Source organism: Pseudomonas sp. LB3P58, assembly GCF_054897895.1.
In genome coordinates, this window is the sequence record NZ_JBUBVE010000001.1 from 1041136 (window position 1) to 1057178 (window position 16043).

Annotated in this window: 15 protein-coding genes; 9 read left to right on the plus strand and 6 right to left on the minus strand. The window is 59.5% G+C overall.

Annotated elements, in window-relative coordinates; genetic code table 11:
- Positions 1-638: 638 nt before the first annotated feature.
- Together ACYZTZ_RS04845 and arfB are read left to right on the plus strand one after the other, a co-directional pair.
- On the plus strand, positions 639-2060 hold the full coding sequence (locus tag ACYZTZ_RS04845; protein ID WP_461997396.1) for an amino acid permease: 1422 nt from the start codon (positions 639-641) through the stop codon (positions 2058-2060).
- Positions 2061-2286: 226 nt separating this feature from the next.
- A complete protein-coding gene (gene arfB, locus ACYZTZ_RS04850; RefSeq protein ID WP_008010994.1) occupies positions 2287-2700 on the plus strand; it encodes an alternative ribosome rescue aminoacyl-tRNA hydrolase ArfB in 414 nt (137 codons plus the stop codon).
- Here the strand turns inward: arfB and ACYZTZ_RS04855 are convergent.
- From ACYZTZ_RS04855 to phhA, 6 genes are all read right to left on the minus strand, one after another.
- On the minus strand, positions 2697-3911 hold the full coding sequence (locus ACYZTZ_RS04855; protein WP_461997397.1) for an MFS transporter: 1215 nt from the start codon (positions 3909-3911) through the stop codon (positions 2697-2699). The two genes, arfB and ACYZTZ_RS04855, sit on opposite strands and share 4 nt — an antisense overlap.
- Before the next feature lie 105 nt (positions 3912-4016).
- Entirely contained in the window at positions 4017-4214 is a 198-nt protein-coding gene (locus tag ACYZTZ_RS04860; protein ID WP_046046420.1) for a hypothetical protein, read from the minus strand.
- A gap of 74 nt (positions 4215-4288) precedes the next feature.
- Positions 4289-4420: a hypothetical protein gene (locus ACYZTZ_RS04865; protein ID WP_008156098.1), complete on the minus strand. Its 132-nt coding sequence runs from the start codon at positions 4418-4420 to the stop codon at positions 4289-4291.
- A 288-nt stretch (positions 4421-4708) separates the two neighbouring features.
- A complete protein-coding gene (locus ACYZTZ_RS04870) occupies positions 4709-5902 on the minus strand; it encodes an amino acid aminotransferase (protein ID WP_461997398.1) in 1194 nt (397 codons plus the stop codon).
- The gene (locus ACYZTZ_RS04875) at positions 5902-6258 is read right to left on the minus strand and encodes a 4a-hydroxytetrahydrobiopterin dehydratase (RefSeq protein ID WP_008030478.1); all 357 of its coding nucleotides are present in this window, start codon (positions 6256-6258) and stop codon (positions 5902-5904) included. Before ACYZTZ_RS04875 ends, ACYZTZ_RS04870 begins: the two co-directional genes overlap by 1 nt.
- Positions 6259-6361: 103 nt before the next feature.
- Entirely contained in the window at positions 6362-7147 is a 786-nt protein-coding gene (gene phhA, locus ACYZTZ_RS04880) for a phenylalanine 4-monooxygenase (protein ID WP_461997399.1), read from the minus strand.
- 280 nt (positions 7148-7427) lie between these two features.
- Between phhA and ACYZTZ_RS04885 the strand changes: the two genes are divergently transcribed.
- From ACYZTZ_RS04885 to flgK, 7 genes are all read left to right on the plus strand, one after another.
- A complete protein-coding gene (locus tag ACYZTZ_RS04885) occupies positions 7428-8993 on the plus strand; it encodes a sigma-54-dependent transcriptional regulator (RefSeq protein WP_461997400.1) in 1566 nt (521 codons plus the stop codon).
- Positions 8994-9216: 223 nt separating this feature from the next.
- Positions 9217-9957 (plus strand): flagellar basal body rod protein FlgF, encoded by a 741-nt coding sequence (locus ACYZTZ_RS04890; RefSeq protein ID WP_056742140.1) that lies wholly within the window; start codon positions 9217-9219, stop codon positions 9955-9957.
- Positions 9958-10002: 45 nt separating this feature from the next.
- Positions 10003-10788: a flagellar basal-body rod protein FlgG gene (flgG, locus tag ACYZTZ_RS04895; RefSeq protein ID WP_033055957.1), complete on the plus strand. Its 786-nt coding sequence runs from the start codon at positions 10003-10005 to the stop codon at positions 10786-10788.
- Between the two features lie 52 nt (positions 10789-10840).
- Positions 10841-11536 carry a flagellar basal body L-ring protein FlgH gene (flgH, locus tag ACYZTZ_RS04900; protein ID WP_461997401.1) on the plus strand — a complete coding sequence of 232 codons (696 nt, stop codon included), beginning with the start codon at positions 10841-10843 and terminating at the stop codon, positions 11534-11536.
- A gap of 27 nt (positions 11537-11563) precedes the next feature.
- The gene (locus ACYZTZ_RS04905) at positions 11564-12652 is read left to right on the plus strand and encodes a flagellar basal body P-ring protein FlgI (RefSeq protein ID WP_095127795.1); all 1089 of its coding nucleotides are present in this window, start codon (positions 11564-11566) and stop codon (positions 12650-12652) included.
- A gap of 11 nt (positions 12653-12663) precedes the next feature.
- Complete coding sequence (gene flgJ, locus ACYZTZ_RS04910; RefSeq protein ID WP_461997402.1) at positions 12664-13965, plus strand: flagellar assembly peptidoglycan hydrolase FlgJ; 1302 nt, start codon at positions 12664-12666, stop codon at positions 13963-13965.
- 23 nt (positions 13966-13988) lie between these two features.
- On the plus strand, positions 13989-16040 hold the full coding sequence (flgK, locus tag ACYZTZ_RS04915; protein ID WP_461997403.1) for a flagellar hook-associated protein FlgK: 2052 nt from the start codon (positions 13989-13991) through the stop codon (positions 16038-16040).
- The last annotated feature ends 3 nt before the right edge of the window (positions 16041-16043 follow it).

The following is a 16043-nucleotide window of genomic DNA, read 5'->3' on the forward strand; positions in this document are numbered from 1 at the left end:
TACGGCATGTAAAGAAATACTGACGAAATCAAGCCTCAAAGCCCTTGGTTTGACGCTTGCGGAAGGGATGTAAGGAAAACCTTCCGCCCAACAGCCAATTAACCCTTGCGCAGGGCTCTGGCCCGCTTGTTTCAGGCGCGGTTGAAGGGTGAGATGCGCCCCATGCCTGTCGTGCAGGTGCATAACAAGAAGGAGGCGCAATGTACGCCGTGACTCATCTCCATCTCTCCCCGTGGGGCGGTTTTTCCGTCGCTCCCGTCGATGACCCGCAAAGGTCTGACTCCATTTTTGCAGCCGCCCGAGACCCTCGAGGCGGACACAGGCAATCCCGGCAAATGACACGCTGATCCAGTGGTGTCTGGCAGCAGGGGGTTACAGGTGTACAATGCGCCGCGTTTTAACTGTGACCTCCTGCGCATCTGCGCAAACCTCAAGGCTATCCGCCTTGTTCACTCCGCCGCGCCACAAGCGTGTCGGGTTCGATTTCGTCACAGATAAAAACAAACAGGTGACGCATGACCGTTGTAAAAACGCTGAACTCCTTTTGCCTTCGCTGGGGTTTGATCGGCGCTGCTTGAAATCGCAACCGAGCAGCAACGTCTAACGAACATCATCAAACCTTGCGTGAGACCCTTTTCATGAGTGGACAAAACTCGCATTCAGGCGAGCTGAAACGCGGCCTGAAAAATCGCCATATTCAACTGATCGCCCTCGGTGGCGCGATCGGTACCGGGCTGTTCCTCGGCTCGGCCGGCGTCCTGAAATCCGCCGGCCCGTCGATGATCCTCGGCTACGCCATCTGCGGCTTCATTGCTTTCATGATCATGCGCCAGCTCGGCGAAATGATCGTCGAAGAGCCTGTGGCCGGTTCCTTCAGCCACTTCGCCCATAAATACTGGGGCGGTTTCGCCGGCTTCCTGTCGGGCTGGAACTGCTGGATTCTGTACATTCTGGTGGGCATGTCGGAGCTGACCGCGGTCGGTAAATACATCCACTACTGGGCGCCACACATCCCGACCTGGGTCTCGGCAGCCGGCTTCTTCGTCTTGATCAACTTGATCAACCTGGCGAACGTCAAAGTCTTTGGTGAGGCCGAGTTCTGGTTCGCGATCATCAAGGTCGTGGCCATCGTCGGCATGATTGCGCTGGGTAGCTACCTGCTGGTGAGCGGCGACGGCGGCCCGCAAGCGTCGGTGACCAACCTGTGGGTCCACGGCGGCTTCTTCCCTAATGGTGTCAGCGGCCTGGTGATGGCTATGGCGATCATCATGTTCTCCTTCGGCGGCCTGGAAATGCTCGGTTTCACCGCAGCGGAAGCCGACAAGCCGAAAACCGTGATCCCGAAAGCCATCAACCAGGTGATCTACCGGATCCTGATTTTCTACATCGGGGCGTTGGTTATCCTGCTTTCGCTGACGCCATGGGACAGCCTGCTGGCGACCCTGAACGCGTCGGGTGATTCCTACAGCGGCAGCCCGTTCGTTCAAGTGTTCTCGATGCTTGGCAGTGACACCGCTGCGCACATCCTCAACTTCGTGGTCCTGACCGCGGCATTGTCCGTGTACAACAGCGGCACCTACTGCAACAGCCGCATGCTGCTGGGCATGGCCGAGCAGGGCGATGCGCCGAAAGCCTTGTCGAAGATCGACAAGCGTGGCGTGCCAGTGCGTTCGATCCTTGCTTCGGCGGCGGTGACATTGATTGCCGTATTGCTGAACTACCTGATCCCGCAGAACGCGCTGGAACTGTTGATGTCGCTGGTGGTTGCCACCCTGGTGATCAACTGGGCGATGATCAGCTTTTCGCACTTCAAGTTCCGCCAGCACATGAACAAGACCAAACAGACGCCACTGTTCAAGGCCCTGTGGTACCCGTACGGGAACTACATCTGCCTGGCGTTCGTGGTGTTCATTTTGGGCGTCATGCTGCTGATTCCGGGCATCCAGATCTCGGTGTATGCGATTCCGGTGTGGGTCGCGTTCATGTGGATTTGCTACGGCATCAAGAACAAGCGTCGTGACCGGCATGCGTTGCAGGCTGCGGGTTCCGTAGCGAAATAACGTAAACACAGACACAACAAACCCGGCCATGTGCCGGGTTTGTCATTTATGGGGTTCACACAAAACCCCTGTGGGAGCGAGCTTGCTCGCGATGGCGGTGGGTCACGCAACGATGATGTCGACTGACACGGCCCCATCGCGAGCAAGCTCGCTCCCACAGTTGATCTGCGGCGTGCCGGAGAGCTTATTCGCGGTATCCTGCGCACTCTGAATACGGACGCTTTCCATGCTGGTGATTTCCAACAACGTGCATCTGCCGGATGCCGAGATCGAGTTGACCGCCATTCGTGCCCAGGGCGCCGGTGGGCAGAACGTCAACAAGGTCTCCAGTGCCGTGCACCTGCGTTTTGACATTCCGGCCTCGTCCTTGCCCGAGTTCTACAAGGAGCGGCTGCTGGCGCTGCGTGACAGTCGCATCACCAGCGAAGGGGTGTTGATCATCAAGGCCCAGCAATACCGCACGCAGGAAGCCAATCGCGCGGATGCGCTGGAGCGGCTGACTGAGTTGATCCTCAGTGCCACCAAGGTCGAAAAGAAACGTCGTCCGACCAAACCGACCCTCGGTTCGAAGAAGCGTCGGCTCGAATCCAAGACCAAACGCGGCAGCATCAAGGCCGGGCGTGGCAAGGTCGATTTTTAGCGCGCTTGGCGTTCTTCCCGGTACTTTTCATTGAGGTGCTTCGGCGCCTGCCGGTACAGGTAACCGCTCAGTGCCAAACCGCTCAACGCGGCAATCGCGGCGAACAGGAAAATCGAGGCAAAGCCGAAACCGGCGGCAATCGCACCCGCGAGTGGCCCGGTAATCCCCAGCGACAAATCGATGAACAACGAATAAGCCCCGACTGCCGCGCCACGACTTGAGGCCGGCACCAGGTTGACCGCTTCCACGCCCAGTGCGGGGAACACCAGTGAGAAACCGAACCCGCTCAGCGCCGCGCCGGCCAGTGCCCAATGAGCATCCGGCGCCAGCCATAGCAGCAGCAAGCCGAGGGTTTCCACCGACAGGCAGGCAATCGCCACGCGAAAGCCGCCGAGGCGGTTGATCAGGTTGCCAAACAGCAGCCGCGCACCGATGAAGCTGGCGCCGAACAAACTCAAGCACAGCACCGCGTTGTCCCAATGCTGCGTGGCGTAATACAACGTGATGAAAGTCGCGATAGTGCCGAAACCGATGGAACCCAGCGCCAGACCGCAACCATGTGGCAGCACGCGCCCCAGCACATGCATGAACGGCAACCGTTCACCGACCACAATCGGCGCGGCGGTTTTCGGCCAGGCCAGCACCAGACCGAGGACGCCCAGCAACACGATGCTCACGCCCATGCTCCACAAGCCCAGCTGATTCACCAGCAGCACGCCCAGCGGTGCGCCGACCGCCAGTGCGCCATAACTGGCGATGCCGTTCCAGGAAATGACCTTGGCGGTATTCGCCGCGCCGACCCGGCCGATGCCCCAGCCGATCGAACCGGAACCCACCAGGCTTTCCGCGCTGCCGAGCACCAGACGGCCGATCAGCAGGCTGATCAAACTCAACATTGGCAGGCTCTGGGTCCAGGCCGAAATCAGCATGAACACACCGCTCAAACCGCAGCCGGCGAGGCCGTACATCACGGCGAGTTTGCTGCCCTTGTTGTCGATGATTTTCCCGGCATAAGGACGGCTGAGCAGGGTGGCCAGGTATTGCACGCTGATCACCAGGCCGGCGATGACCGCGCCGAAGCCCAGATCGCTGTGGACGTAGCCAGGCAACACGGCCAAGGGAATGCCGATATTCAGGTAGCCGATAAAGGTGAACAGGACGATGGAAACGACTTGCAGCGTGACCGCCAGGGGGCGCTGGTTTTCAGACATGGGTAAAGATCCACGGGAAAGCAGGATAGATAGGCTGCTTATGATAGCGGCGCAAGCGGCTGCGGGTCGTGGAAAAAGTAAAACTATTTGCCGGGCGGGGATGAATCAGGGTTTGGCGGGAGCGACCAGGTGCGTGGTGACCAGGGCGGCCAAGGCGTTTTCTTCGCTGCCGAAACGGGCGAGCAGCGCGGCGCGCTTCTCGGGGGACAGGCGATTCCAGATATCGATCATCTTCTCGGTGGTACCGATCAAGACGCTGGCCTGCAGCTCTTCATCAAAAGGAGGCGTGAAGTCGTCGGTCATGGTGGGCTCAAGGGTTCAGGCGGTGTGGAAAGCGCATGTTAGCGCTTTCCACACGGTCTGGCATTGCAGGTGAATCAGTCTTCGCTGTCGGCCTTGCGGCGTTCAGTGGCTTCTTTTGGCTCGGGCTGTTGGGCACCGGCTTGTTGCGTGGGCGTCTGCTCAGTTTCGTGCAGGCTTGGGAAGGGGAGATTAGGGATCTCGTGCATATCGCGCTCCTCGCAAAGTCTGTTGATAGATCTGGTAGATCCGCGCTTTTAAAAAGCTTGGGGAGGATACAGCAGAAGAAATGACAAATAGACTTTTATATCTAATTGTTGCGACGGATGGGATTGTCTAGACAGGTCTGTGTAGGAGCTGCCGAAGGCTGCGATCTTTTGACTTTGCTTTTTAAAAACAAGATCAAAAGATCGCAGCCTTCGGCAGCTCCTACGGGGGATTGCATTTCAAATGTGGGAGCGAGCCTGCTCCCACAGGGGACTTGCGGTGCTTGATGGTTATTTGCAGACTTCGGCGATTGCTTCGGCCAGCAGGTCCAGACGCGTTGCATCGATCCCCGCTACGTTCGCCCGACCAGTACCGACCATGTAAACGCTGTGATGATCGCGCAGTTGTTTGACCTGGTCCGGCGTCAAACCGGTGTAGGAAAACATCCCGCGCTGCACGCCGATGTGCGCAAAGCGATCACGCAAGCCATGAGGCTCAAGCGCTTCAACCAAACCGCTACGCAGTTGGGCGATACGCAAACGCATGGCTTCCACTTCGTCGGCCCAGAGGCTTTTCAGTTCTGGATCACCGAGGATGGTCGCTACCACAGCAGCGCCATGATCCGGGGGTGTCGACCACAGGTTGCGGGCGATGTTAGCCAGTTGGCTGCGGATATCCACCAGCTTGTCAGCGGTTTTCGCGCAGACAATCAGCGCACCGGTGCGGTCGCGGTACAGGCCGAAGTTCTTCGAGCAGGAACTGGTGATCAGCACTTCCGGCAACGCGGCAGCGAACAACCGAGTCGACCATGCATCCTGTTCCAGGCCATCGCCGAAGCCCTGGTAGGCGAAGTCGATCAGCGGCACCAAATCGCGACTGCGCACCACGTCCAGCACCCGGCGCCAATCGTCATGGGACAGATCGAAACCGGTCGGGTTATGGCAGCAGGCGTGCAGCAGCACCACATCGCCCTTCGGCGCTTCGTTGAGTACCGCGAGCATCGCTTCGACGTCGAGGCGGTTATCGCTGCCGACGTACGGGTAATGACTGACCTTGACTCCGGCCGCCGCGAAAATGGTTTCGTGGATTGGCCAGGTAGGATTGCTCAGCCACACGCCACGGCCCGGAAGGCATTGGGCGATGAAATCGGCACTCAAGCGCAGCGCGCCGGTGCCGCCCGGCGTTTGCGTCGCGCCGGCCCGTTGTTCGGCGATCAGCGGGGAATCGGCACCCAGCACCAATTCAACGATGGCCTTGCCGAACGCCGGTTCGCCATGGCCACCGATGTAGGTTTTGGTGGTCTGACGATCCACCAGACGTTGCTCGGCGAGCTTCACGGACTGGGGAATCGGTGTCAGGCCCTGGGCATCCTTATAGACGCCCACGCCGAGGTCGAATTTGCGCGGGTTGGGGTCCTGCGCATAGGCCTCCATCAGGCCGAGAATCGGGTCGCCGGGTACTCGTCCGATGGCGTCGAAATGCATTATTTGCGGCCCTCAGCGTCCTTGGCCACTTCGTCAGTGCGCGCGGCCATGATGAAATCGTTGCGGTGCAGACCTTTGATGGAGTGGCTCCACCAGGTCACGGTGACTTTGCCCCACTCGGTCAGCAGGCCCGGGTGGTGACCTTCAGCCTCGGAGATTTCACCGACGGCGTTGGTGAACGCCAGTGCGTGCTTGAAGTTCTTGAACAGGAAAACTTTTTCCAGCTGCATCACGCTGTCGCGCACTTCAATGTTCCAGTCAGGGATCTGCTTGATCAGTACCGGCAGTTCTTCGTCGCTGACCTGAGGGGCATCGGCGCGGCAGGCTTCGCAATGGGCTTGGTTCAATGTGGACATGATGGGTTCCTGAAATCGAATTATTGGAATTCGGCCGTCAATTCACCACGCTAAACCAAAGCGTCGGTTCCTGACAGGCTCACTTGATTCTAAAAGCTGCGGATCACGCAGCCTTTGGCGGAAATTTTGGGGTGCGCAAGCCTAGCTGCATGCCTTGCTTGACCATGCCCATGATGTCTTCGTGGGCGAGATCGAACAGGCGCTTGAGGTTCGGCAGGACAAAGTACAGCGGTTGCAGGATGTCGATGCGGTACGGCGTGCGCATGCATTCCAGCGGATCGAAGGTCTGATGTTCAGGTTCGTCCGACAGGCAGTAAACGGTTTCTTTCGGCGAGGAGAGAATGCCGCCGCCGTAGATGCGCAGGCCTTGTGGCGTATCGACCATGCCGAACTCGATGGTCATCCAGTACAGACGCGCCAGGTAAACGCGTTCTTCCTTGGAAGCCTGTAGGCCGAGTTTGCCGTAGGTGTGGGTGAATTCGGCAAACCAGGGGTTGGTCAGCAGCGGGCAGTGGCCAAAGATCTCGTGGAAAATATCCGGCTCTTGCAGGTAATCCAGCTCTTCGCGGGTACGAATAAACGTCGCCACCGGGAACTGCTTGTTGGCGAGCAATTCGAAAAAGGTCTGGAAGGGGATCAGTGCGGGTACCCGGGCAACCTGCCAGCCGGTGGTTTCACCGAGGACTTTGTTGATTTCACCGAGTTGCGGAATGCGGTCGTGGGGCAGACCGAGTTTTTCGATACCGTCCAGGTATTCCTGGCACGCACGGCCCTCGATCACTTTCAGTTGGCGAGTAATCAGCGTGTTCCACACCGCATGTTCTTCGGCGGGGTAGTCGATAAAACCTTGCGCATCGGGCTCGCGAGCCACGTATTGCGTCTGCTTCATGCTGCTCTCCTGCTAGGGGATTTCGTTCTTGTTATGTCCTGCTATGGACCTAGAAATACCTCAAGAAATGCAGTGTTGCAGCACGCGAGTCGCGTCGTGCGTAGGAAAATTCATCGATTTTCGTAAAGTTTTCGTTACGGATTAGTCGTTGTGGCGCAGGGATTGGTATTTCCGGGTTTGAAATGGTGTGCAGGTGTCACATAATCTTGACGACAAAGTTGGCGCCTGCGCAGAAAAATCCTTGCCCAGGCCCTCGATCTCTCCTGTTTCGGGCCTTTATATGCGTATCAAAGTCCACTGCCAGAACCGCATCGGTATCCTGCGCGACATTCTCAACCTGCTGGTGGAGTACGGGATCAACGTCGCTCGCGGCGAGGTCGGCGGTGAGCAAGGCAATGCCATCTACCTGCATTGCCCGAACCTGATCAACATTCAGTTTCAGGCATTGCGTCCGAAATTCGAATCGATTGCCGGGGTGTTCGGCGTCAAGCGCGTAGGGCTGATGCCCAGCGAGCGTCGGCACATGGAACTCAATGCGTTGCTCGGCGCCCTGGAATTTCCGGTGCTGTCGATCGACATGGGCGGTTCGATCGTCGCGGCCAACCGTGCGGCGGCGCAGTTGTTAGGCGTGCGGGTAGATGAGGTGCCGGGGATTCCGCTGTCGCGTTACGCCGAGGATTTCGACTTGCCGGAATTGGTGCGCGCCAACAAGTCGCGGATCAACGGGTTGCGGGTGAAGGTGAAGGGCGACGTGTTTCTCGCCGACATCGCGCCACTGCAATCGGAGCATGACGACAGCGAAGCCATGGCCGGCGCGGTACTCACGCTGCACCGCGCCGACCGGGTCGGTGAGCGCATCTATAACGTGCGCAAACAGGAATTACGCGGGTTCGACAGCATTTTCCAAAGCTCGAAGGTGATGGCTGCGGTGGTACGCGAAGCCCGACGCATGGCGCCGCTGGATGCTCCGCTATTAATAGAAGGTGAAACCGGTACGGGTAAAGAGTTGTTGGCGCGCGCCTGCCACCTGGCGAGTCCGCGGGGGCAATCGCCGTTGATGGCGCTCAACTGCGCCGGTCTGCCGGAATCCATGGCTGAGACGGAGTTGTTTGGCTACGGCCCCGGCGCTTTCGAAGGGGCGCGGGCAGAAGGCAAACTCGGACTGCTGGAGCTGACGGCGGGCGGTACGCTGTTTCTCGATGGCGTCGGGGAAATGAGCCCGCGCTTACAGGTGAAATTGCTGCGTTTCCTGCAGGACGGTTGCTTCCGTCGTGTGGGCAGTGATGAAGAGGTTTATCTGGATGTGCGGGTGATCTGCGCGACTCAGGTCGACCTGTCAGAGTTGTGTGCACGCGGCGAGTTTCGCCAGGATTTGTATCACCGCTTGAACGTGCTTTCGCTGCACATTCCGCCACTGCGTGAATGCCTGGATGGCTTGACGCCGCTGGTGGAACACTTCCTCGATCAGGCCAGTCGGCAGATCGGTTGCCCGCTGCCGAAACTGGCGCCAGCGGCGATGGAACGGCTCAGTCACTACCATTGGCCGGGCAATGTTCGGCAGTTGGAAAACGTGTTGTTCCAGGCGGTTTCCTTGTGCGAGGGCGGGACCGTCAAGGCCGAACATATTCGCTTGCCGGACTACGGCGTGCGTCAGCCACTTGGCGACTTCTCACTCGAGGGCGGGCTGGACGAGATTGTCGGGCGCTTCGAGAAAGCGGTGCTTGAGCGTTTGTATTCCGAACACCCGAGCAGTCGGCAGCTGGGCAAGCGATTGGGGGTTTCGCACACCACCATTGCCAATAAGTTGCGTGAGTACGAAGTCGGCAAAGAACCCGGCAGCGCATAGGTCCCTACGAGGTCGGAGTTGAGCCGAAGAGGTCGGCACTTGCCGCAAACGGCATAACACCGCCGGTTTTTCGTCTTCGATACAATCCTCCAATCCCTCCTGAACCCCTCAAGTCCTTTGTTTGCCGGGCCCTGCGCCGCCAGAAAAAAGTTGGTCTGCAAATTGCTTATGGCTCAGCAGTACAGCGGTGGGCGGCAAACGTCCGGCATGCAGAGGAAAGAGTGTGGACAAGTACCTTTATGTGGCAATGACCGGCGCCAGCCAGAATGCACTGGCGCAGAAGGCTCATGCGAACAACCTGGCGAACATCTCCACCAACGGTTTCCAGAAAGACCTGGAGCAGGCTCGTTCGATGCCGGTGTTCGGTGACAGCTTTCCGGCGCGTGCGTTTGCCCTGTCCGAACGTCCGGCCACCGACTTCTCCCCTGGCGCATTGGTGGAAACCGGTCGTGACCTCGATGTCGCGGTGCAAGGCAATGGCTGGATCGCCGTGCAGAACCCGGACGGCGGTGAAAGCTACGTGCGCACCGGCAGCCTGAACGTCGACGCCCTGGGCGTGCTGCGGGCCGGCAACGGTATGCCGGTGATGGGCAATGGCGGGCCGATTGCCGTGCCGCCCGAGCAGCAAATCGAAGTGGGCGAGGACGGCACCATCAGCATTCGAGCGATGGGCGAAGGTCCGCGCGTGATGGCGGAAGTCGACCGCATCAAGCTGGTTAATCCTGACTTCAAGAACATGACCAAAGGCCTGGACGGATCGATCCACACCAAGGATGGCAAGCCGGCGCAAGCCGATGCCGACGTCAAACTGGTGTCCGGTTTCCTTGAGTCGAGCAACGTCAACGCCGTGGAAGAGATGACCTCGGTACTGGCCCTGGCCAAGCAGTTCGAACTGCACATCAAGATGATGAACACCGCCAAAGAAGACGACCAGGCCATGGCTCGGGTCTTGCAGATCAGCTAATTATCAGAACGTCGCGCCGTAAAACAGGCGCACGAGGAGAATCGAATGCTTCCGGCTCTATGGGTTGCCAAAACAGGTCTGTCCGCCCAGGACACCAACCTGACGACCATTTCCAACAACCTGGCCAACGTGTCGACCACGGGTTTCAAACGTGACCGCGCCGAGTTCCAGGACTTGCTCTACCAGATCAAACGCCAGCCAGGCGCCCAGTCGACCCAGGACAGTGAACTGCCGTCGGGTCTGCAATTGGGTACCGGTGTGCGCATTGTCGGCACCCAGAAAAACTTCACCGCCGGCAGCCTGCAAACCACCGAGCAGCCGTTGGACATGGCCATCGACGGTCGCGGTTTCTTCCAGATTCTGCAGCCGGACGGCACGACTTCCTACACCCGTGACGGTACGTTTCACCTGGACTCCAACGGTCAGATCGTGAACTCCAGCGGCTTCGCCCTGGAACCGGCCATTGTCATCCCGAACGATGCCCAGACCTTTACGGTCGGTCGCGACGGCACTGTGTCCATCACCGTTGCCGGCAACCCGGCCTCCCAGGTGATCGGTAACCTGCAAACCGCCGACTTCATCAACCCGGCCGGTCTGCAGGCTGTGGGCAACAACCTGTTCCTGGAAACCGCGGCCAGCGGCGCGCCGCAAGTCGGCACCCCGGGCCTGGCCGGTTTCGGCACCACGCTGCAGAACACCCTGGAAACCTCGAACGTCAGCACCGTTGAAGAGATGGTCAACATGATCACCACTCAGCGCGCTTACGAGATGAACTCCAAGGTGATCTCCACCGCCGACCAGATGCTCTCGTTCGTAACGCAGAATCTGTAATCAAGTCTATGAGGCGGCCATGAGGTCGCCTGCAACACCGTGAGGTAGGGTCATGAATCGCTATGTATCTGTTCTGGCACTGAGTGGGATCGCCGCGCTTTCGGGCTGCGTCGGTCCGACGCCCAAGCCCAATGACCCTTACTACGCCCCGGTGTTACCGCGCACGCCGCTGCCGGCGGCGGCCAATAACGGCTCGATCTACCAGGCCGGTTTCGAACAGAACCTGTACAGCGACCGCAAGGCGTTCCGGGTCGGTGACATCATCACCATCACCTTGAACGAGAAGACCCAGGCCAGCAAAAACGCCAATTCCCAGGTCGGCAAGACCAGCAAGACCAGCATTGGCCTGTCCTCATTGTTCGGCAGTACGCCCAATACGAATAACCCGCTCGGCAGCGGCGACCTGAGCCTGGATGCCAGCTACAGCGGCGACCGCGCGACCAAGGGTGACAGCAAGGCCGGGCAGGGCAACAGCCTGACCGGCTCGATCACCGTGACCGTCGCCGACGTGTTGCCCAACGGCATCATCGCCGTACGCGGCGAGAAGTGGATGACCCTCAATACCGGTGATGAGCTGGTGCGGATTGCAGGGCTTGTTCGCGCCGATGACATCTCGACTGACAACACCGTTTCGTCGACCCGTATCGCCGATGCACGCATCACCTATTCGGGCACCGGTTCGTTTGCCGATGCGAGTCAGCCAGGCTGGTTCGATCGTTTCTTCCTCAGCCCGCTGTTCCCTTTCTAGGTGGCTACGTTGAATCTTAAACACCTCATGGTGGCCGCCCTGATGCTGTCCGCAGCGTTCAACGCGCAAGCCGAGCGGCTGAAGGACATCGCCAGTATTTCCGGCGTGCGTTCCAACCAATTGATTGGCTACGGCCTGGTGGTCGGGCTTAACGGTACCGGCGACCAGACGACGCAAACCCCGTTCACCCTGCAGACCTTCAACAACATGCTTTCGCAGTTCGGCATCAAGGTGCCGGCGGGTTCGGGTAACGTGCAGTTGAAGAACGTTGCGGCGGTGTCGATCAGTGCTGATTTGCCGGCGTTCGCCAAGCCGGGTCAGCAGGTCGACATCACCGTATCGTCCATCGGTAACTCCAAGAGCCTGCGCGGCGGCACCTTGCTGCTGACGCCGCTCAAGGGTATCGACGGCAACGTCTATGCGGTCGCTCAGGGCAACCTGGTGGTCGGCGGTTTTGATGCCGAAGGTCGTGATGGTTCGAAGATTACAGTCAACGTTCCGTCGGCCGGTCGTATCCCGGGCGGTGCGTCGGTTGAGCGTTCGGTGCCGAGCGGCTTCAACCAAGGCAACAGCTTGACGCTGAACCTCAATCGTTCGGACTTCACCACGGCCAAGCGCATCGTCGACAAGATCAACAATATGCTCGGCCCTGGCGTTGCCCAGGCCATCGACGGCGGTTCGATTCGTGTCAGCGCGCCACTCGATCCGAGCCAGCGCGTCGACTATTTGTCGATCATCGAGAACCTTGAAGTCGACCCGGGTCAGGCGGTGGCGAAAGTCATCATCAACTCGCGGACCGGCACCATCGTGATCGGCCAGAACGTCAAGGTTTCCCCGGCCGCCGTGACCCACGGCAGCCTGACCGTGACCATCACCGAAGACCCGATCGTCAGCCAGCCCGGCCCTCTGTCCAATGGGCAGACGGCGGTCGTGCCGCGCTCGCGGGTCAACGCCCAGCAGGAAGCCAAGCCGATGTTCAAGTTCGGTCCGGGCACCACCCTCGACGAAATCGTGCGTGCGGTGAACCAGGTCGGCGCGGCGCCGGGTGACTTGATGGCGATCCTCGAAGCACTGAAACAGGCCGGCGCGTTGCAAGCCGACCTGATCGTGATCTGAGGACGGCGACCATGGATATGCGCAAGGGCGGATTGGGGGTCAGCAGCAACGATTCGGGTTCCTATTCGGACCTCAATCGACTGAACCAGCTCAAGGTCGGCGACAAGGACAGTGACGCGAACATGCGCAAGGTGGCGCAGGAGTTCGAGTCGCTGTTCCTCGGTGAAATGCTCAAGTCCATGCGCTCGGCCACTGAAACGCTGGGCCAGGACAATCCGCTCAACACGCCGGCAGCCAAGCAATACCAGGAAATGTACGACCAGCAGTTGGCCGTTTCCATGTCCCGTGAGGGTGGCGGTATTGGTCTGGCTGACGTGCTGATGCGTCAGATGTCGAAGAACAAACCGCTGGCCCCGGGCGAGGCCGCTGCCGCGTCAGCCGCCAAGCAAGCTGCCGCGAAAGCCGCCGTGGAAACCCCGATTGCCGCCGGCACGGTCGCCACCAACGGGCCGCTGTCGCGCCTCAATGGCGAGCGTCCGTTGTGGGCTTCGCGCTCGGTGAAGTCGCCAGCCAACGCGGGCGAGGGCGCTCATCGCAATGACATGGCGCTGATCAATCAGCGACGTCTGGCGCTGCCGCCGAAACTGGCCGACCGCTTGCTCGCAGGGCTGGTGCCGTCGGCATCGAACGCTGCCGCGACCGCTGCGACGGCGCAGAACAACATCCAAATGCCGCAGAGCACCAAGACCGGTGCCGGTCCCCTGTACAACGGCGATTGGCTGGCTTCGCAAACGGATGCGACATCCAGCGGGCGCCTGCAGGTTTATGGCCGTGCCATGGCGCAAATACCGCTGGCACCGGCGAAGAAAGCGTTCAGTTCCGCCGACGAATTCGTCAACACCATGCTGCCGATGGCCAAAGAGGCCGCCGAACGCATTGGTGTCGATCCGCGTTACCTGGTGGCGCAGGCCGCCCTGGAAACCGGTTGGGGCAAATCGGTCATGCGCGCCCAGGATGGCAGCAGCAGTCACAACCTGTTCGGCATCAAGGCCGGCAGCAGTTGGAAAGGCGATTCGGCGCGCGCGATCACCAGCGAATTCAGGAATGGCGAGATGGTCAAGGAGACGGCTCAGTTCCGTTCCTATGACTCTTACAAGGACAGCTTCCATGACCTTGTGACGCTGCTGCAAACCAACAATCGCTATCAAGATGTTGTGAAGTCGGCCGATAACCCAGAACAGTTTGTGCGCGAGTTGCAAAAGGCCGGTTACGCAACCGACCCGGACTACGCAAGCAAGATTTCGCAGATAGCCAAGCAGATGACGAGTTACCAGAACTACGCTGCGGCGGGCGCTACCACCACGCCTCTATAGGCATAAGCTATAAGGTCTGAACCATGAGTTTGCTCAACATCGGGATGTCGGGGCTGTCAGCCAGCCAATCGTCGTTGATGACGACGGGTAACAACATCGCCAACGTCGATACCGCGGGTTACTCGCGTCAGCAGACCGTGCAGGGCACCAAAGCCTCGCAGCAGTTCGGCAATGTCTACATCGGCACTGGTACGACGCTGGCCGATGTACGTCGGGTGTACAACAGCTACCTTGACGCCCAACTGCAGACCGCCACGTCGCTCAACAGTGATTCGGCCGCCTACCTGGCGCAGGTTTCGCCGGTAGATAAACTCCTGTCCGACAGCAGCACCGGCATCAGTAGCGCGCTGACCAAGTTTTTCAGTTCCATGCAGAACGTCTCTTCGGCTCCGACCGATGACGCGGCACGACAGCTGCTGCTCAGCGATGCCAAGGCCCTGAGCAATCGCTTCAATTCGATTTCAAGTCAGCTGAACCAGCAGAATGCCAACATCAATGGCAACCTCACGGACATGGCTTCGCAAGTCAACAAACTGGCGGCCACCGTTGCACAGCTGAACCAGAAAATTTCCGAATCCTCCGGCAGCACGGGTCAGCCCAATGACCTGCTGGATCAGCGCAACGAGACGGTCCGTCAGCTGTCCGAGCTGGTCGGCGCACAAGTCACGCAGAGCGGCTCCAACTACGATATTTACCTGGGCAGCGGTCAGCCGCTGGTCATAGGCAATACCTCCACCACCCTGGAAGTGGTGCCTGGCAAGAATGATCCGAGCCGTTCCACTATTCAGATGAACCGTGGTTCAAGCACCATCGATATCTCCTCGGTGATCTCGGGTGGTGAAATGGGTGGCCTGCTGCGCTATCGCAGCGAAGTGCTCGACCCTGCGATGAATGAACTGGGGCGAGTAGCCCTGGTGGTCGCCGACCAGATTAACAGCCAGCTTGCCCAGGGCATCGACAAGAACGGTGAGTTCGGTGCGGCCCTGTTCGGCAATATCAACAGTGCCACCCTGATCAGTCAGCGCAGTATTGCCGCCGCGGGCAACAACCCTGCGTCGGGTAATCTGAACGTGACCATCAAGGACACGGGCAAGCTGACCACCAACGATTATCAGGTCACGTTCACCAGTGCCACGGACTACAGCGTCCGTCGCTCGGACGGCACCGATATGGGCTCGTTCAACATCAGCACCACCCCGGCACCGGTGATCGATGGCTTCGAGCTGTCTCTGGGCGGGGCGGGCATGAGCACGGGTGACACCTTCAAGGTTACGCCCACCCGTGGCGGCGCCAGCGAGATCCAGACGGTGCTCACCGACCCTAAACGTCTTGCGGTCGCGGCCCCTCTGACCGGCGTCAGCGGCTCGGGCAACACCGGGACCGGCAGCATTCTGAAGCAGCCTGACCTCAAGTCGTCGCTCAATATCTACAACCCTGCCGACAGCGCAATCATCCAGTCGGGGATCAAAAACTCGACACCGGTCAAGATCATCTTCGGCCCTGCCGGTGGTGCTTCGCAGACCTATTCGGTCAAGGATGCCAAGGGCACCCAAATCGCTACTGGCAGTATTGTTCCGGGGCAAAGCAACACCCTGAGCGTGGCGGTGAAAATGGTCGATGCCAGCGGCAACCCGATCATGGACAGCAGCGTCCCGCCGGTGCAGCGCACCTTTACGTTTGAAATGACCATGGACGGTTCGCCGAAGGACCTGGACAGTTTCACCGTGTCGCTGACCGGTGCCAGTTCCAAGGACAACCGTAATGGTCTGGCCGTCATCGACCTGCAGACTCGCAAGACCGTGGAAACCGGTGGTACCAGCAACGGTATCAGCCTTTCGGACGCGTACGGCAAGCTGGTGGAAAACGTCGGTGCCAAGGCCGCCCAGGGCAAAAACGATTCCGATGCGACAACCGCCATCCTGACGCAGGCCAAGGGCGCCCGTGACTCGTTATCCGGTGTCGACCTGGATGAGGAAACCGGCAATCTGGTCAAGTACCAGCAGTACTACACAGCTTCTTCGCAGATCATCAAGGCTGCGCAGGAAATCTTCAGCACTCTGATCAACAGCCTTTAAGGA